The sequence below is a fragment of the Flagellimonas myxillae genome (assembly GCF_023502235.1).
GTDB classification, from domain to species: Bacteria; Bacteroidota; Bacteroidia; order Flavobacteriales; family Flavobacteriaceae; genus Flagellimonas; species Flagellimonas myxillae.
The window spans coordinates 914,147-931,656 of record NZ_JAMFLY010000002.1 but is presented as its reverse complement, the minus strand read 5'-3'; the positions used below and the strand labels follow the sequence as shown (position 1 = coordinate 931,656).

Here is a 17,510-nt window from a genome sequence, read left to right as displayed (position 1 = left end):
TTGCCAAATGTCCCTATCAAACATATTGTTGTGCCCTTACTTGTTCTATTTTTTTGTCCTCCACGATTACACCGTCCTTAAGGTGCACGATCCGTTTGCACATGTGCGCAATATCTTCTTCGTGGGTAACCACCAAAATGGTGTTGCCCTCATCGTTGATTTTTTGGATCAGGTCCATAACCTCGTAAGACGTAGTACTATCCAAGGCTCCGGTAGGCTCATCGGCCAATAGTACCTTGGGTTCCGCCGCCATGGCCCTGGCTATGGCCACACGCTGTTTTTGCCCTCCGGATAGCTCACTGGGCAAATGGGTTGCCCATTCCTTGAGTCCCACCTTTTCCAAATAGCTCAATGCTTTTTCTTGGCGCTCTTTTCTTCCTACTTTTTGATAGTAAAGCGGAAGCGCTACATTTTCCAAGGCTGATTTATAATTAATAAGGTTAAAGGATTGGAAGATGAACCCCAGGAACTTATTCCTGTATTGGGCAGCTTTGGTTTCGCTTAGGTCCTTGATCGGGACATCGTCCAGGGTGTATTCCCCTGAATCTGCCACATCGAGCATTCCAAGGATGTTAAGCAAAGTGGACTTACCGGAACCTGATGAGCCCATTATGGCGACCAGTTCCCCGTCCTCTGCCTTAAAATTGATTCCCTTTAATACGTGAAGGGAATTACTCCCCATTCTATAAGACTTGTGAAGATCTTTTATTTCTATCATGATTGGTTAATCTTAGCTATCTGGGATTGTAACTCTTGTAATAGGACTTACAAGTTGTTAAATTGTTACAAGAATAGTTGAAAATTTTTGTTAAATGACTGATTCAAAGTCTTAACAGCCCTATTTAAACCCAAAAATCCTGAAGTTTTAAAAGAAAAGAAGGCTAACTCCTGAGCTTTTTATAGACAAAATAGAAAAGTACACCGACCAAGACATAGGGAATGGCCATAAGATAAACAATCCCATTGTTGATTCCTTCGGCAGTACTTCCATCCACATCGCTCTCCACAACCGCCCTGCACATGGCACATTGGGCATCGGTAATTGAGGGAAATAGAAAGAAAACCAAAAGAACCAGATACACCCCTTTTGGACCCCATTTAAAAATTGGAACTCTCCTTCTTTGAGAAGAAAGGCCGGATGTAATGAATTTAATGCGCATAATAGGGCGAAATCATAAGATAAACCACCACCCCGGTCACGGCAACATAGAGCCATACCGGAAATGTAAATTTGGCCCATTTTCTATGCTGCTGAAATTGTCCGAGATACCCTTTGGAATAAGTAATCAGTACCAGCGGAATCACCGCAATAGACAGTGCTATATGCGTAATAAGGACGAAAAAGTAGAGATATTGAATGGCGCCTTCCCCACCAAATTTGGTACTATCGGAAGTCATATGGTAGGCCACATACATTACCAAGAATAGGGCGGACAAGACCATGCAGCTCGTCATTAACTTTTGATGCGTTCCCCGTTTGCCATTTTTAATGGCCACGACCGCCCAAACCAACAATATTGCGGTCAACCCATTAATGGATGCATATATGGGTGGCAAAAAGGAAAGGGGCTTGGCATTGGGAATCTTATACCCAAACAGTAGGAACACTACAGCCGGAATAGTAATGGAGATAATTGTAATCCATCGTTTAAATCGTTTTTCGTTTACCGCGGTCTGTTCCATTATTTTTCCAGCAATAGTTTTTTAATATCTTCTTTGAGCATGGTAATCTGCTGTGCCTCCCCATCTTTGTTTACCCCTTGTTCTTCGGTGATGGTTCCCCGATAGTAGATCAAGGGATTCCCAAACTCGTCAACCCTAGAGCGGATATATCCTTCCCGGTCCACCAAGGCAAACATTCCAGAATGCTCAAAACCTCCTGGGGCATCTTCAACCTCATTGGCCAAAATATAGAACCCTTCTTGGGCCAAAGCATAAATGGCATCCCGATCTCCTGTCAAAAAATGCCAATCTGGGTCGGATGCCCCATAACGCTCCGCATACTGCTTCAGTACGGGCGGGGTATCATACCTTGGGTTGATGGTAAAGGAAGCCACGCCAAAATCGGGATGATCTTTAAACGTTTTTTGTAGCTCCACCAGATTCTTGGTCATTACTGGGCAGATGGTGGGGCAAGTGGTAAAGAAAAATTCCACCAAATACACCTTTCCTAAATAATCTTCATTGCTAACCGTAAGACTGTCCTGGTCTATAAATGAAAAGGGAGGAACCTTTCTTTTTTGTCCGTTGCCCACGACAAATCCAAGTTTGGTTTTTGCTTCTCCGATGTTCATCCGGTCCGTTTCCACCACGGTACCATCCTTCAGTTTTTGGGTAATCTCATGGACCGCAAAAATTCCAAAGACCAGGATTACTGCAGAAATCCAAACGTAGTTGTATTTTTTCTTCTTAGTTGCTCCTGTCGGCATTGTTCTTCTTTAAAGCTAGGCGATACTCCGCTAGAATGATCTTAACATCATCCTCCATTTTATTGTTCAATTCCGCAACGGAAATGGTGTTGAACCCATACTTAGTTCCTTCATCCTCATCGTCCGTTCGGCCTCTGAGATTTCGATTTTTATCGATGATGAACACGTAAGGGGTTCCCAAATCCTGATTGAGATTTATATTGGATTGAAGGCTATTGAATATGGACTTGATCTCGGCAGCTTCCCCAAAGGCAAAATGCCATTTTTCAATTTCGGACAACTTGCCCAATTCCTTCTTCAGCGTTTCTACTTTTTCCTCGGACCCCAATGGGGCGACCATCACAATTTGAAAATCCTTGAACTTCCCGAACCGTTTGTAAATCTTTTGGTTCAGGTTAAAGGCGTTTCCCTTTTTTAGGTCGATGTTGTTCCCCAAAAACCCCAAAATGGTGATGCGGTCGTTCAAATCCACGTTGCCCTCCAAATCATTCAAATTTGAAACGTTTTCGGTCAACACGGGCAACCTTCCAAAGTTGTTTACCCCTGAAGCAAAAAACAAATAGGCCACGAGTGGAAAGACAAAGAGTACGATTAAAACAAAGCCCTTTTTCATGATAGTTTTGCTGAGTGCAAAAATAAAAAAAGACGGTCAAGAAACCGCCTTTTGTATCTGTTAATCCTTTCCTAGAAATTCCAAGACAGGTACCCCTCCTTGAACACGGTATAGATATAATCCGCTTCGAACAACAGGATAAAAATCAGGTAGCAAATCAAGAAAATCGGAGTCCAGACGATGGCTCGTCTCAAAGAACTTTTTTCATCGCGTAGGTGCATAAAATCCCAAGCAATATAATAGGCCTTGACCAAGGTAAGGATGATGAATATCCAGTTTAGGAGCTTCATCCCAATAAAGTAGTTTTGGGTTAAGACAGCTGGCTTATAAATACCCAGGATAACCTCAATTGCGGTTACCAAGGACAAAAAGGCCAATACGCCCCAAATTTTTTGAACGTTCGATTTAAACTTCCAAAGCCCTCTAAAAATTTCCAGTTTATGATCGTGTGCCATGTGCGTTTTTATTTTATTGGATTTCCGTCTGTACGAAAATGAATAATCAGTTTAAACTAAGTAGAAGAATGTAAATACAAATACCCATACCAAATCTACAAAGTGCCAGTAGAGTCCTACCTTCTCTACCATTTCGTAGTGCCCCCTTCTTTCGTAGGTACCTAAAATGATGTTGAAGAAGATGATGATGTTGATCACCACCCCGGAAAATACGTGGAACCCGTGGAATCCTGTAATGAAAAAGAAGAAATCTGCAAACAAACGACTTCCATATTCATTATGGATAAGGTTGGCGCCTTCCACCACTTGGGTAGCATTCGCCAACTTGGCCAATGAACCCGAACGGTCCAAAACGGTTTTTTCCCCTTCTTCGTTTATGGTCTCGGTACGTATTAAGATGTTTGGCGAAGCTTTGAATCCTTCCACCACCTCGTTAAGGGAGTAAGAAGTTTTATAACCTTCTTGCATATACCAAACCCCTTCACTTTTTATATGTTTTACGCGATCTTCCGGAAGGGTTTGGGCAAAATCTGCCAAAGCAGCCCTTTCACCGGTATCGGCATGTACAAACTGAAGTATTCTTCCTCCTTTGGTCTCAACCGCTCCAAAATCACCTTTTATAAAAGTTGCCCATTCCCAAGCCTGTGATCCAACAAAGATGGCACCCCCAATAATGGTGGCGAACATGTACCAAATTACACGGTTCTTTTTCATCTTATGTCCAGCATCCACGGCCAATACCATGGTCACGGAAGACATGATCAGTATAAAGGTCATAAAGGCAACATAGATCATGGGATAATTACCATGGAAGAAAGGAACGTGGGTAAACACCTCATCGGCAATGGGCCAAGTTTCGATGAACTTGAACCTTGAAAAACCATAAGACACCAAGAATCCAGAGAAGGTCAAGGCATCCGAGACGATGAAAAACCACATCATCATTTTTCCGTAACTGGCATTTAGTGGACGATTACCGCCTCCCCAAACGCTTTCTTCACTACCGGTAGTTACCGTTGTATCCATATAAAAAGGTCGTTTTAATAAAACTTTAGCAAAAATACATCTTTTGCTGTATTGAAAAAGACAAAGTTGAACGAAAACTGCTTCAACGAAAATTTATTTCACGAAATACATAAAAAGTATGAGATATACCCAAAGGAAATCCAAGAAATGCCAGAAGGTTGCACCCAATTCCAAGCCCAACATATGACCGGGCATATATTTACCACGCAGCTGCTGTACCAATACCACGATCAAGGAAATCATGCCTGCAAGCAAGTGCGCAATATGCACCGCCGCTATTAAAAACACATAAGACATTTTAATGTTGCTCGTTGGTCCTGTAAAATAGTAACCCTTGTCCAACATTTGGGAGAAGCCTATAAATTGTAGGATAATAAACGTGATCCCCAGAACCAGTGTGATCAACAAAAAGGTGGTTGCCTTGTTCTGTGCATTGGTCGCCACCGCCTGCTTAGCCAAAAAATAAGTGATACTACTCAGCACGATCACCGTCGTACTGATGAAAAATGCCTGAGGCAGATCCAAATCGCTGATCCAATCCTCCCGCTTGCTACTTACAATGTACGCACTGGTCCATCCTGCAAATCCCATAATCAGGCTCACAATCCCAAACCAGAGCATCATTTTCTTGGCCCTTCTATTTTTTACTTCAATATCAACCTCGGTCAAATCCATAATATTCCTAACCTATAAACTTATCTGCAACAAAAATTATCTGTATCAACGAAATGTAGGTCACACTGGCCAACATTAATCTTCTGGCCGCGACGTTATCCCGTTTTTCGTACAATTTAAAAGCGAACACCAACATCACTAATCCGGCCAACAGCACTAAAATCGCTGCTGGAATGGACAAATGCAATCTTCCTGTGTAACCAAAAACCGGCATAATGGAGATTACGATCATCCAAATGGTGTACAAAATGATCTGTAGTGCGGTGCCTGTATCTTTTTTTCCTGTGGGCAGCATTTTAAACCCACCTTTTTTATAGTCTTCGTCCAACATCCAGCCCAAGGCCCAAAAATGGGGAAATTGCCAAAAAAACTGGATCATGAACAAGGTTCCCGGCTCAATACCAAAATCGTTGGTGGCCGCCACCCATCCCAACATAAAGGGAATGGCACCTGGTATGGCACCCACAAAAACCGAAAGCGGGGTCTTGGTCTTAAGAGGTGTGTAGGCACTGGTATACAAAAAAATGGAAATGGCCCCGAACATAGCGGTTTTGGGACTTAAAATATAGAGTGCCACTACCCCGAGCAGCGTCATTATAATGGCAATGGTCATGGCCGTAGCGACCGTCATACGTCCTGAAGGAATGGGCCGGTTCTTGGTCCGCTTCATGAGTGCATCCAAGTCCTTTTCGATAACCTGATTGTAGGCGTTGGAAGCCCCGACCATGCAGTATCCGCCAAAAGCAAGGAGCAACAAGGAAACCAATTCAATCTGGGTGGCACCCAAAAAATATCCAGCAATGGATGAAAATACCACGCTTACGGCCAATTTGGCCTTGGTGATTTCCTTAAAATCGGTAAATATCAAGGAAAGGGAAGTACTTTTCACTGAACCCACAGCAGATTTCATCCTCATTTTTTAATGGCAGGCAAAGATAACGCCAGCCTATCTCTTTTCCAACCTATTGACGGTCTTTGTGTTATTTTTGAAGGGACGGTACGTCCAAGAATAGGTAACAACCCTTAAAACCATCACTATGCGTATTCTTTTGTCCTTGCTTTTCGTTTTTCCCGCTTTCCTGAATGCCCAAATGGAGGATGTCACTATTTCGGTGGACACCTTAACCTCCAAAACCTATATGCTCACTGGCCGGGGTGGTAATATTGGTATCTACGTAGGCACGAATCAGGTATTTATGATCGATGATCAGTTTGCCCCATTGAGCGATAAAATCAAAAAGACTATTGGAAAGCTTACGGACAAGCCAGTTTCTTTTTTGGTGAATACCCATATGCATGGTGATCATACGGGAGGAAATGCAAATTTCAATTCTGACGAAACCACAATTGTGGCCCAGGACAATGTGCGCAAAAGACTGCAAGAACGTGGGCAAAAAAATGTGGCCGACAAGAAATTGTCACAATCCGATTATGAAAAAAGCCTACCTGAAATCACCCATGCCGATGGAATGACTTTTTACGAAGGTGATGAGATCATTATGCTCATGCATGTACACAATGCCCATACGGATGGGGATACCCAAGTCTATTTTGTCAACGAAAACGTGCTGCATATGGGCGACACTTATTTTGCTGGTCGCTACCCTTATATTGATATCAACAGCGGGGGAAGCATTGATGGGTATATCGCTGCCAGTAAAAATGCGCTTATGGTGATTGATAACGAAACCCAAATTATCCCGGGCCACGGAAGACCCTCCAATAAAAAGGAACTTCAAGGGTTTGTAGCCATGTTGGAAGACATACGAAACATTATCCAAAAAGAAATTGAAGCGGGCAAAAGTTTGGACGAAGTAAAAAACAACAGCTCGTTATTGGCCAAGTACGATGAAACCCATGGGAAAGCCTATATAAATCCGGAGCGGATGAGGGAGGCGGTGTACAGAAGTTTGAAAATGGAAAATTGAAAATGGAAAATGATAAATGGTGCCAGATGTCCGATGCCAGGTACTAGAGATAAGAAGTCGGAGATTAGATATCTGAAGTCTGAAGTCAGAAATCCGAAGACCCAAGAATCAAGATAAAAGACCCTTCCCTTGAACTTGAGTTTGAACTTGAGTTTGAACTTGAACTTAAACTTAAAGTGGATTACTGAGAAAGTGTAAAAGGTAAAGGGCAATTGTTTTTGAGCTTGAACTTGAGTTTGATCTTGAACTTGAACTTGAACTTAAAAAGCCTATTCGTCAAAAAGAAACAAACTGCTCAACGGGATTTCCAGGGCATCTGCAATGCGGCTTAAGGTGACAATACTGGTATTGCGTTCTGCGCGTTCTATTCTACCAATTTGATTTTTATTTACATCTGCATCAATGCCAAGATAAAATTGGGATAATCCTTTTTCAATCCGAAGTTGTCTGACCCTCTCACCTAATTTTTTAATAATTTGCCTGTCTCTTTCCGTGTAATTAACGTGCATACCCAAAATACATTTGCTCCCAAAACGGGAAAATTAAACTTAGTTTACGGGGTTATGCTGAAGAGATTGAAATGGTTCACTTAGCTGGTAGAATCAAAGTAACAACAAGTCCTTTTGATTTTAGTTTTACTCCAGCAAATCGAGCAATTGTGATTCATTGAGGTTTAAAGCTCTTGCTATTCTAAGAAGTGTAATTACTGTGGTGCTGACCTCACCATTCTCCAATCGACTAATTTGAGTCCTGCTAATATTGGATTGAAGTCCAAGATTATGCTGCGAAAGTCCTGCTTTCAATCGGTAGCTTTTAATTTTTGCACCGAGCCTGTTTTTGAATTCAAATTCCTCCTTTTCAAGTTCCTCTTCTTCGAATTGCATACACCAATATCAAGATATAGCAAAACTAATCTTGACACATTTTTGCACATGTATGGAATAATTCATTATCATTGCAATACAATCCCTAGCATGGCCCAGTTAACCAACACCTTTGGCTATGACACCTATTTCAATTTTGGAGGAAATCCAAAACTTTTGGGAAAGCAACTCCCACACTACCCTAGAACTGACCTTTGAAACTTTGGAAATCACTTTGCTGTACCATGGCAATCCGCTTGACAAACACCTAAGACAAAATGCCAAACTCATCCTTCAAAAATGTGACGATCCATCCCTCCTACAAATGGACGTTGTGGACAATCTGGTATTTCCTTTTCTGTTTGTTTTTGACCCCACACAAGCGCTGGCAGGTAAATCTACTAGCATGAAAAAAATCCCGCGGCCCTTAAACCATGGGAATCTCTGTGTTAAACCTCATTCCCTAGAACTGGAGTTTACTATTGAACCTCCGGATAAAGAACGGGAGTTGCGGGTGAGGCATATTTATAAACTTCCAATTGGGATATTGAAATCATATTAATCTCGGACAAATAGTCATCAATAATTTTTTAATCGCAACATTGGCACAAGAGCTAATTTAAATTTTGTTCTAGTTAGCGTTAACAAGTCAAATAACAAAAAAAGCCCTGACGTTTCCATCAGGGCTTTTTCATTCCTGCCTCGACAGGAATCGTAAATCTTATCTTACTGAAGCTTAAAGGTAATTGGAATACTGAAAGGTACCTTTACAGCTCTACCTCTTTGCTTACCGGGAGTCATTTTAGGAAGCTTTGAGATAATTCGCATCGCTTCTTTCTCCAAGTTTTTATCCGGTCCACGCATTCTGATGTTTCCGATGCTTCCATCCTTTTGGATCACAAAAATCACGTTTACCCTTCCTTGTACTCCCATTTCTTGGGCAATTTCCGGGTAACGGAAGTTTTTACGGATGTGCTTCTGCATCATATCCTGGAAACACTGCTTTTTATTGCTGGCCTTTTCACAACCTGGGAAAACCGGTACGTCTTCAATTACGGCAAATGGAACGGAGATATCTTCATCTATTTCCTCAACCTCTACCTCTTCCACTTCCATTACTTCCTCTTCCTGGCTGGTTTCCGTGGACTCGATTACGGTTTCTTCAACTTCCTCTTCATCCTCTACAACCTCGATTACCTCAGGTGCAGCTGGTGGCGGTGGTGGCGGTGGTGTCTTGATCTGCTCGGTCATCGGAACTTCCTCGTCCAACTGATCTTCAACATTCAAGGCAATGTCGTAATCGTTTGCCTTGTCATATTTTTTCCACTCCATGGCTCCATAAACCAACCCCAAAACAGCGGCCAACCCTATCACAAAATAGAGCGAACTGTTTTTTCCTACATCTGCTTTTGGATTCTTTTTTAGTTCCATCGTTCTGAATTTAGTGTTTGCTAATTTAATTATTAATTGATGAAATAAACAATTAAAATTTCCATTTTAACGGCCTTTCTTTGGAAAAATACCATTTAATTAAGAGAACTCCTGCAAATGCTCCCAAAGTATTGGCAATCACATCCCCCAATTCGGCCATTCTATCTTCCGTTAGTGTGTATTGTAAAACCTCAATAATTATACCATAGGCAATTGCCGTAAAAAGCGACCATTGCACCGCCTTTCCCAAATCCATATTTCCCTTTGTGCGTTCCCGCAGGGCAAGACATCCACCCACCGAAAAAATGAGATAAAATGTAAAATGGGTAATCTTATCCGCATAGGGAATATCCACTGTTCCCGTATCCAGGTCCGAAAAAGAAAATAAGCTGAGCGTTGTTAAAAACAAAACCCAGCCTATAAAAAGTATGGTATAAATATTTCGTTTAAGCACCGATCAATGCTTTGTAATCGGCATCGCTCATTAAATCGTCCACTTCGGAGGCATCACTGATCTTGATCTTGATCATCCAACCTTCACCATAGGGGTCCGAGTTCACTTTTTCCGGCTCATCTTCCAAAGCCTCGTTGAACTCAACAATCTCCCCACTTAGGGGCAAAAACAAATCCGAAACCGTTTTAACGGCCTCCACAGTTCCAAAAACTTCTTCCTTATCCAAAGTTTCATCAACGGTTTCCACTTCCACATAAACGATATCCCCAAGCTCTCCCTGGGCAAAATCCGTAATACCAACGGTGGCTATATCCCCGTCAATTTTAATCCATTCATGATCTTTGGTGTACTTTAATTCTGCTGGTACATTCATTGTCGATTTGTTTTAGTCCAGTGACAAATGTAACGGATCAGATATTGCTTTTCAAAAAATCCATGCAACAAAATTATCCGTTGTTACAAACGATAATTTTTTAGTTGCCAAAGTTATATCGAAGAGTGAATCCGGTATTGATGGTGGTCTGGGGAAACGCAGTGGAAACCGCAAATTTGGAAAAGGAATGATCGTAGAAGAACAGGGCGTTCAAACTCTTGCTAAGGGCATAATCCGCGGTAAATTTTAGTGATGCCAATTTTTGACCGGAAGTAATCTGGTTGTTGTCGATATCCAAATTTCGGATGATGGTGATGTTGTCCCGTAGGGATAGATCCGCCTTCAGGTTCAAATCTCCTTTAAGGCGCGTTCGCTCCCCTCCAATGTTGGTCACAAACTTCACATCCTTGAATCGGTACCCCAAGCCCAAGGTATATTCCTTTCCGTTGATCTCGGTCATCAGATTGTTGTCGAAGCTCAAGGTAAGCACCCTATCCGTCCGTACTTCGGCCAAAAAGCTAAAGGAATTTTTCATTTCAAAATCTACCCTGACCAATGGATTGAACTCATCGTTCAGCACCACATTGCTAATAATATCTTCTGGTAAAAGGTCATCAGTTTCAGGATCGGTAAGAGTGTTTTCCCTCTCTAAGTTTCGTTGGATGGAATTGACGCTATAAGACGCACGATACCCATGACTCAATGAAAAACGCTTGAATTTCTTCTTGAACCAACGGTTCTTCATAAGTCCGGTGTACTTCACATTCCAGTTGGGAATAGGAATTTCCCGATAGGTATCCAGGTTTACCCGGTTCGCATCCTGCCCTGTATAGGCCGCAAAAAAGGCCGGTAGCAAAACCTCCTGTTGGGTTTTACCATAAGGCTGTGGAAAACCATCCGCATCAGGGGTTCCTGGGTTTTTGTTTCTATCGGATACCAACCTATTGGCTATGGTGATTCGATTTGCTTTAAATTGCTCAAATGTCTTGGAATCAAATTCATCGCTCTTGTTAAAAATTGTTCCAATCATCATGGTTGAAATACTAAAGTTCCCTAATGAATTGACTAAACCAGATGCTCCATTAATCCAGTCATCCGGACTATAGTTTTCTTGTGAACTGGTGGTCAACAAACGATCGGCAGACAAGTCTATGGTCAAATCTTGGGTGGGTTGGGCCGTCGCCGTAATGTTAAGTTGACGGTTGGTGTTCCTCATGTATTGGGAATTGAACTCGGAAAAGTTGGTTAACCAACCTCTTCGGGCCGCTTCGAACCGTATATCGGACTGGCTTCCAAAAACAAAGCCCAAAGTCGGCCTTGTGGTACCAATAAAACCTATGGATTGGGTATATCCCGGAAGCACCGTTCCGCTGTTTCTGCCGTAATTTACATTGACCCGCTTTACCATGGTTAGGAAATCCACCAAGGTATTGAAGCCCTTGCCAGTTTTCTTGGGCGGTTTTTCGTCAGTATCCCCAGAAGCGGGATTTCCGGCCTTGTCCCTTCGTTGACGGACCTCGGCAGCCGTAACTTTTCCATCCCGTTTCTTTAGGCCCAAAAAGTCATACAAACGTTGCATGCTCAAATTGGCGGTCAAATTATGGGTACTGGCATTCTGAACCGTGTTGATTTGGGCATTTGGATCATTCAGGGCTTCTTGCGCCACCTCGGCCAAGGCATCCCCTCCCCTTTGCCAATCAAAATTACTCGTATAGCTGTATTGGGCATTGATGAAATTCAGGAACGGAAACTTGTTGAACGGCAGATCATAGTTCAACTGCATGTTTTGCTGATGTCGATTGGGCTCCCCGATATCGAAAAACCCATCCCATAGATCCAAGGTTTCATTAATTCCTGAATCGGGGTCATCATCCATATTGAAATAGTTACGGACAATATTGTTGTTGGACCCCGTAAGGTTCAATCGCAGGGATTTGCTGATACTGTAATTCAAGGTGTACTGCCAGTTGAACAGATAATTTCGTTGTTGCAAAAGCGGTAACGCCAACGCATCTACCCCCGGCTCCAAAACATCCCTAAAGCGCTGCTGGTTGAACGAACGGTTGTAATTGGCATTCACCGATAAACTAGTAGGCAACAGATTAAAATTGAGCTCTTTGAGCCATTGCCAATATTTGCCGACCAACAGGGAATCGTTTTTGGCAAAAGGCGCAAGTGGGGCAGGCTTAAAATTGTGGTTGTACACAAAGCCCGTGGTCACATTTTGATCCCTTAGCTCGGCCACTTCAAAATCCCTATGGTTGGTTTCGTTGTAGGAGTAATTGAAGGTAAAGTTCTCCACATCGAAGAAATTTTCCTTGGCCTCTGGCCCACGGTTCTTGCGAACCCCAATTAAATTGATACTTCTCCTTTTGGTATAGTCCTCGGCCTGTTCCCTTATTTCATCTTTTGTTGGTGTTCCATCTGTGGAAGTTTCTGGGGCTGCTGCGATTCGGTCGTCCAGTTTTAAATCGTCATATACAGGATCAAACTCCGGGGTGATCAGCGTTTCGGATATCCCATAGTTGAAAGGGATTTGCACCCCCCATTTTTGGGGAAGCAGTTGGCCTACGTTCACATTCGTAACCACATCGTAAGAAACAGCATCTTCCCTGGAACGTTCATTGGGCATTTGATCAATTGAACCAAAACCTGAGGTGCTTTTGCTGCCCGTAGCAGTAACATTCGCGAAATCGGCCATGTTGGCGTCCAAGGCGGCAATCGCTGCCCAGCCCCCATTGTTGTCGAGTCCGGCCAATCGAAGTTCGTTGAACCAAACTTCACCTCGTGCCGGGAATTCATCAACGTTCTTAATACCGACCATCATCCCACGGATACTACCCAAGGAAGGATTACCCTTGATTCCGATTCGTAGGGTTCCTAGGTTATGAGTGGCAAACTCGTCCACAGGAACTGCTTCACCATCGACAATTTCGTAGTAGTTGATTTCATTTAAGGTCTGTTCCGCTATTCCCCTGGATTTCACCTTGTTCAAATCACTTAGGGCAATATTAATTTGGTTTACATCTGGCCAAATTTCATCGGCCGATGTAACGTTAAAGGGTGTGAATTGCAGCGGAAGTTCTATCTGGTAAAAGTTTTCCGAAAAGTCCGTTCCAATCCGAAGGAAACCAACTAAGGGGGTATCGGCATCAGAGTAATCCGCATTCAAGATTTTTTCTGCGTGCATGAACATTTTAATACGCTCGTACTGCCTAACATCAATGTTCACGTTTTTAAACACCCCTCTTGAATCCTCTGGCTGTAGGTTTTCCACAACAAACGATAAGGATTGCTCGTTCTGACGGATAATGGTGTTGTTATTGTTCAATTGTTCCCTAACCACCCCAGGAGGCAAGACATAGGGAATGGGCTGTCGGCCAAAATTCTCCTCAATGTTCACCGTGTTCACATCAATTATCGTGTCATCATCGGAAGGGTCATCATTGTTGGATTCCAAAGAGTTGGTATATGTTCTCCAATCCCCGCGGACCAAATCCAAAGTAGCAAAACGAAGTACAATGTCATCCGTAAATCCAGTCATGTACATCCGCATAAAACTCATGGAGCGGAAATCCTGAATCCCTCCAATCCTACAATCATTACAAATATCATTCAAAGGAATCTTATACTGGATCCATCTTCGGTTTAACTGGGTTCCATTTGGAAGATCCGGTGTTGATCCTTGGCGAATATCGGTCACGTACTGATCATTGATTGTAGTATTGGGTCTGATCTGGATTCTATATTCGAAATAACTATTCACCGTGTTCATAGTAAGGTCACGGTCTATATCCTCAACATCTGGAAGTGTGGTGGACCCACGGTTGGTATTGGTTACCGCCACGGGTGAGTTCCCATCTGGATTGTTGAAATCAAAATAGCGTTCCAAAATACTTCCATCCCTATTGAGATAATACTGATAATTGTCCAAGGCAGGGTCTTCACTAGGCCCGTTGTATATTGATACTTCATCCGTATCATTCAGACCATCCAGCCCCACATCTTGTAAGGTTCGATTGTTTTCATCCGCATCAAAGGCATAAACCAAGGATTGCGTTGAAGGTACTTGCCCCCAAATAGTGGTCCTTGGGATTTCATTATTGGTGCTTGCCGGCAGTCCATTTTCATATTGTTTCCGGCCATCCTTCAAGATATCTTCAGAGATATTTCCAAGGTTGATTACCAATTCCCCGACGTTGGCATCCGTGGTTTCCCCATCAAAATAAGGGTCCAGCACCCAGAACTGCACAAACTCCACATTCGATTGCTCAAAGTTGGTACTGCTCAACGGACGCATGATCCCGGCCCATTTATTCCCGGGCGCCTCTGTTTCAAAATTGGGGTTTGCATTGTAAGGCCCCTTGTTGTTGGGATAATAAACCAAATCCAAGGTACCTTGCACCTGTGTCTGCCCTTGGGCGATGTCGGTCTCGGTAAATATTTCGTTGATAAAAACCCTTCTGGTGGTGTTCAAGGAGATATCATTGTCAGAAATTCCAGATGGTCTTTGGTTGGTATAAAATATGGGGTCGATGGTATACCAAGCCATTTTGGCCCTTTCGTAACCAACATCGATATCCGTTCTATCCTGCAAAAATTCCACTGGCGGACTCGCCAAGGTCCAACCCAAGCTGGAGCGTATATCAATTAAAGCTTGCGCGCCTTCAAAATCATCCAAGTAGGTGGTGGTTTCCCCCTGAAAATCTGCATTTTTTGGTGAATTGGGCTTCAAAAAGGCCACCTCTCCCCGTAAGGACAGGTTGGAAGGCACATCAGTGTCAATGTTCGGTAACTTGTTCGCTAATCGGGTCAAGAACGGAAGCTCGGTACTGAAATTTCCATTTAGGCCGAAAATCGTATTGTTCACGGGTTCCACCCCAAAATTGGATTTTTGGGTAAGCGGTCGCTCATTGAGATTGAGAACCGTACCTCCCAATACAAATTTTTCATTGAATTTGTGCTCTACATTTACCCCGGTAAATCTTCTGGTCTGCTGTCCAAAAACGGCATTGTTTTCCACAGATATATTGATGGGAGTATTGGAGGCTGCCAAGCTCGGGTCCAAAATCTGGACCGTACCTGCTTGGTAATTCACTGTATAATCTATGCCCTCCTGAAGCTGTCTTCCTCCTGCTGTTACCCGTACCGAACCTCGAGGCACATTGAACGCCCCAATGGGAATCCCATTGTTTCCTTCAGATTTATATTGACCTTTTATTTGGAACCTATTCTTTTCTGCATCCTGAAGCGAGGCTGCCTTGGTCTTGGCGTACATGTTCCTAAATACATAACGCTGCTGATTTACGTTATATCCTTGGTCGTTTTCCACATCATAGGTACCACCGCCCAATTCGTTGAACAAAAATTGCCCAAAGGGTTCGACCTTGGTAAAAATGATTCGCCCACTCTGGGTATCCACCGTAATTCCAGGGACATAATCGAAGAAACCATCCCCTCCCGGCTGCACATCGTTATAAATGTTCAAACGGTCCAAATTGAACACATCAATAAGGATACGTTCCTCCAAGCCTGTCGGCCAACCCGCATTGGGGTCTACAGGGGTTATGTAGTTTCTCGGTGTAGGGTCCGAATAGAGGATATTTAGTTTAAAATCTTCTTGGCTCAACTGAAATGCACCAGTGGCATAAATGTTCTTCATCATCAAATCCCAAATGGGATCTTCCACGTTGGTGATATTACTCTTGAGTAGTTTTAGTATAAGGGTATTGTTCTCGATAATCGGGTTTACACCTCCGGTTACGGTTGTCGCATCAACTCCACCGTTGGCAAATTCCCCAACTTGGTATACCTGGTCGCCAATGGTGTATTGAAAAGCAACTCCCAACACCTCATCATTGCTCAACCGTTGATTAAGGGAGATATATCCCAATTGTGAATCAAATTGATAGTCCCTAACTGGATCCAACTTTCTTGCATTTTCAAGAATGGCATAATCAAATCCTTGGTTTACTGGATATCCGGGAACATTGAATCCCTGCTCCACAGTAGCAATATCACGGATGGCATCGGTAAGGGCACCGGTTCCAATTTGGTTTGGATCAAAGTCGTTTGCCCCGTTCTGTGGGGGCACATTGTTTCCAAAAAGATTAAAAAAGCCTGCGGGGGCGCCACCTTCCAATCCAATCCTGGTTTTTTCATTCCCGTTTTGGCCCGTTTCCGACTCTCCCAAATCCTGAATCGCCACCACATTCCTTACGTTCAAGGTTTGTTGGTTCCGATTGGTTACCCAGACTTCCAAACGGGTTATTTGTACTTCACTTCTTATAAAGGGGTAGTTGGCGAGTGCGCGATCGTAGTTGTCCCTAAAATACTGGGCCAAGAAAAAGTGCTTGTCCTCATCATAGTCCAAGGCGGTCAACGAAAATTCATTTAGTGTACCTCCACCTTGGGCAACTACGGTGTTGTTCTGGGAGCGTTGTTCGGAGAACACGGCGGTGACCGAGGTTTTTCCAAACTGAAGCTGTGTTTTTACCCCAAAAAGACTTTGGGCACCGGTAATCAGTGAACTATTGAGGGGCATGTTTACATTACCTACTTCAATTTTTCTAAGTATATCGTCCTCAGTTGGCGTATAATCCAGTTTTACCAGGTTCTGAAAATCGAATACAGCTTCCGTATCGTAGTTTGCGGTTACTTGGAGCCGCTCCCCCACCTTACCCAAAAGACTTAAACTGATCCGCTGATCAAAGTCGAACGAGAGATTGGTCCTATTTCTAGGGGAAAGTGCGGGATTGTCGTTCTTCTGCCATAAAATCCCGAGGTCCATGGCCACAGAACCTTGCGGAATCACTTCAATTGTATTTCCGCCAAATATGGATTCAAAGAAATTGCTGTTGACATAGAAATTCGGAAGCAAATTTCGACGGGCTTCTTCAGCTCCCTCCTTTTTTCCTGAAAAGGCGTCTATTTTTTCCTTAAAGTAAGACTTCATCTGCTCCTTTCGGACCAAATCGAAATACTGATCTGGAGTGAGGATGATGGGGTGTGAAATATCAAAATCGCCAACACTCTCCGTATAGATATACCGGTCCAGGTTGGGGTCGTAAGTGTACTTGGCTATAATGCTATTGGGGTTTTCCAATATGAGCCTACCAAGGGCAACACCCGTTTTAACGGAGTCCTGTACCTGCTCGGTAGTTTCCTGGCCCATGGTGGTAGCGGCCATCAGAAAACATATATAAAAGAAAAAGTACTTAAATCTATTCGATCTAAGCATCGGTTTTGCCCCTCTTTTCAAAC

17 protein-coding genes are annotated in these 17,510 nt (G+C 43.1%); 2 read left to right on the top strand and 15 right to left on the bottom strand.

Annotated elements, in window-relative coordinates; genetic code table 11:
• Positions 1–16: 16 nt before the first annotated feature.
• The 9 genes from M3P07_RS12580 to cyoE all read right to left on the bottom strand — a co-directional run bounded on the left by M3P07_RS12580 (position 17) and on the right by cyoE (position 6,108).
• The gene (locus M3P07_RS12580) at positions 17–718 is read right to left on the bottom strand and encodes an ABC transporter ATP-binding protein (protein ID WP_249970263.1); all 702 of its coding nucleotides are present in this window, start codon (positions 716–718) and stop codon (positions 17–19) included.
• 163 nt (positions 719–881) lie between these two features.
• Positions 882–1,160 carry a hypothetical protein gene (locus tag M3P07_RS12575; RefSeq protein ID WP_284042151.1) on the bottom strand — a complete coding sequence of 93 codons (279 nt, stop codon included), beginning with the start codon at positions 1,158–1,160 and terminating at the stop codon, positions 882–884.
• Positions 1,150–1,683 (bottom strand): DUF420 domain-containing protein, encoded by a 534-nt coding sequence (locus M3P07_RS12570; RefSeq protein WP_249970262.1) that lies wholly within the window; start codon positions 1,681–1,683, stop codon positions 1,150–1,152. The genes M3P07_RS12575 and M3P07_RS12570 overlap by 11 nt, the downstream gene beginning before the upstream one ends.
• Entirely contained in the window at positions 1,683–2,429 is a 747-nt protein-coding gene (locus M3P07_RS12565; RefSeq protein ID WP_249970261.1) for an SCO family protein, read from the bottom strand. The genes M3P07_RS12570 and M3P07_RS12565 overlap by 1 nt, the downstream gene beginning before the upstream one ends.
• Positions 2,410–3,042: a hypothetical protein gene (locus M3P07_RS12560; RefSeq protein ID WP_249970260.1), complete on the bottom strand. Its 633-nt coding sequence runs from the start codon at positions 3,040–3,042 to the stop codon at positions 2,410–2,412. The genes M3P07_RS12565 and M3P07_RS12560 overlap by 20 nt, the downstream gene beginning before the upstream one ends.
• A 71-nt stretch (positions 3,043–3,113) precedes the next feature.
• Positions 3,114–3,497, bottom strand: a complete 384-nt coding sequence (locus M3P07_RS12555; protein ID WP_249970259.1) for a cytochrome C oxidase subunit IV family protein — start codon at positions 3,495–3,497, stop codon at positions 3,114–3,116.
• 51 nt (positions 3,498–3,548) lie between these two features.
• Positions 3,549–4,523, bottom strand: a complete 975-nt coding sequence (locus M3P07_RS12550; protein WP_249970258.1) for a cytochrome c oxidase subunit 3 — start codon at positions 4,521–4,523, stop codon at positions 3,549–3,551.
• 93 nt (positions 4,524–4,616) lie between these two features.
• On the bottom strand, positions 4,617–5,198 hold the full coding sequence (locus M3P07_RS12545; RefSeq protein ID WP_249970257.1) for a cytochrome c oxidase subunit 3: 582 nt from the start codon (positions 5,196–5,198) through the stop codon (positions 4,617–4,619).
• Positions 5,199–5,205: 7 nt separating this feature from the next.
• A complete protein-coding gene (gene cyoE, locus M3P07_RS12540) occupies positions 5,206–6,108 on the bottom strand; it encodes a heme o synthase (protein ID WP_249970256.1) in 903 nt (300 codons plus the stop codon).
• A gap of 127 nt (positions 6,109–6,235) precedes the next feature.
• Here cyoE and M3P07_RS12535 point away from each other — a divergent pair, with 127 nt between their 5' ends.
• Entirely contained in the window at positions 6,236–7,126 is an 891-nt protein-coding gene (locus M3P07_RS12535) for an MBL fold metallo-hydrolase (RefSeq protein ID WP_249970255.1), read from the top strand.
• 269 nt (positions 7,127–7,395) lie between these two features.
• Here the strand turns inward: M3P07_RS12535 and M3P07_RS12530 are convergent, their stop codons facing one another.
• Entirely contained in the window at positions 7,396–7,635 is a 240-nt protein-coding gene (locus tag M3P07_RS12530) for a helix-turn-helix domain-containing protein (RefSeq protein ID WP_249970254.1), read from the bottom strand.
• A 126-nt stretch (positions 7,636–7,761) separates the two neighbouring features.
• A complete protein-coding gene (locus M3P07_RS12525; protein WP_249970253.1) occupies positions 7,762–8,010 on the bottom strand; it encodes a helix-turn-helix domain-containing protein in 249 nt (82 codons plus the stop codon).
• A gap of 118 nt (positions 8,011–8,128) precedes the next feature.
• Between M3P07_RS12525 and M3P07_RS12520 the strand changes: the two genes are divergently transcribed.
• Positions 8,129–8,551, top strand: a complete 423-nt coding sequence (locus M3P07_RS12520; protein ID WP_249970252.1) for a hypothetical protein — start codon at positions 8,129–8,131, stop codon at positions 8,549–8,551.
• A 164-nt stretch (positions 8,552–8,715) separates the two neighbouring features.
• Here M3P07_RS12520 and M3P07_RS12515 read toward each other — a convergent pair whose 3' ends face one another.
• From M3P07_RS12515 to sov, 4 genes are all read right to left on the bottom strand, one after another.
• Positions 8,716–9,420 (bottom strand): energy transducer TonB, encoded by a 705-nt coding sequence (locus M3P07_RS12515; protein ID WP_249970251.1) that lies wholly within the window; start codon positions 9,418–9,420, stop codon positions 8,716–8,718.
• Between the two features lie 52 nt (positions 9,421–9,472).
• Entirely contained in the window at positions 9,473–9,874 is a 402-nt protein-coding gene (locus tag M3P07_RS12510; RefSeq protein ID WP_249970250.1) for a VanZ family protein, read from the bottom strand.
• Positions 9,867–10,247, bottom strand: a complete 381-nt coding sequence (gene gcvH, locus M3P07_RS12505; protein WP_249970249.1) for a glycine cleavage system protein GcvH — start codon at positions 10,245–10,247, stop codon at positions 9,867–9,869. The genes M3P07_RS12510 and gcvH overlap by 8 nt, the downstream gene beginning before the upstream one ends.
• A 100-nt stretch (positions 10,248–10,347) precedes the next feature.
• Positions 10,348–17,508, bottom strand: a complete 7,161-nt coding sequence (sov, locus tag M3P07_RS12500; RefSeq protein WP_470299692.1) for a T9SS outer membrane translocon Sov/SprA — start codon at positions 17,506–17,508, stop codon at positions 10,348–10,350.
• Between the last annotated feature and the right edge of the window lie 2 nt (positions 17,509–17,510).

Excerpts from the sequence above, each read along its gene's own strand:
- M3P07_RS12580 (WP_249970263.1), bottom strand. The coding sequence starts at position 718 with ATGATAGAAATAAAAGATCTTCACAAGTCTTATAGAATGGGGAGTAAT.
- M3P07_RS12575 (WP_284042151.1), bottom strand. The coding sequence starts at position 1,160 with ATGCGCATTAAATTCATTACATCCGGCCTTTCTTCTCAAAGAAGGAGA.
- M3P07_RS12570 (WP_249970262.1), bottom strand. The coding sequence starts at position 1,683 with ATGGAACAGACCGCGGTAAACGAAAAACGATTTAAACGATGGATTACA.
- M3P07_RS12565 (WP_249970261.1), bottom strand. The coding sequence starts at position 2,429 with ATGCCGACAGGAGCAACTAAGAAGAAAAAATACAACTACGTTTGGATT.
- M3P07_RS12560 (WP_249970260.1), bottom strand. The coding sequence starts at position 3,042 with ATGAAAAAGGGCTTTGTTTTAATCGTACTCTTTGTCTTTCCACTCGTG.
- M3P07_RS12555 (WP_249970259.1), bottom strand. The coding sequence starts at position 3,497 with ATGGCACACGATCATAAACTGGAAATTTTTAGAGGGCTTTGGAAGTTT.
- M3P07_RS12550 (WP_249970258.1), bottom strand. The coding sequence starts at position 4,523 with ATGGATACAACGGTAACTACCGGTAGTGAAGAAAGCGTTTGGGGAGGC.
- M3P07_RS12545 (WP_249970257.1), bottom strand. The coding sequence starts at position 5,198 with ATGGATTTGACCGAGGTTGATATTGAAGTAAAAAATAGAAGGGCCAAG.
- cyoE (WP_249970256.1), bottom strand. The coding sequence starts at position 6,108 with ATGAAATCTGCTGTGGGTTCAGTGAAAAGTACTTCCCTTTCCTTGATA.
- M3P07_RS12535 (WP_249970255.1), top strand. The coding sequence starts at position 6,236 with ATGCGTATTCTTTTGTCCTTGCTTTTCGTTTTTCCCGCTTTCCTGAAT.
- M3P07_RS12530 (WP_249970254.1), bottom strand. The coding sequence starts at position 7,635 with ATGCACGTTAATTACACGGAAAGAGACAGGCAAATTATTAAAAAATTA.
- M3P07_RS12525 (WP_249970253.1), bottom strand. The coding sequence starts at position 8,010 with ATGCAATTCGAAGAAGAGGAACTTGAAAAGGAGGAATTTGAATTCAAA.
- M3P07_RS12520 (WP_249970252.1), top strand. The coding sequence starts at position 8,129 with ATGACACCTATTTCAATTTTGGAGGAAATCCAAAACTTTTGGGAAAGC.
- M3P07_RS12515 (WP_249970251.1), bottom strand. The coding sequence starts at position 9,420 with ATGGAACTAAAAAAGAATCCAAAAGCAGATGTAGGAAAAAACAGTTCG.
- gcvH (WP_249970249.1), bottom strand. The coding sequence starts at position 10,247 with ATGAATGTACCAGCAGAATTAAAGTACACCAAAGATCATGAATGGATT.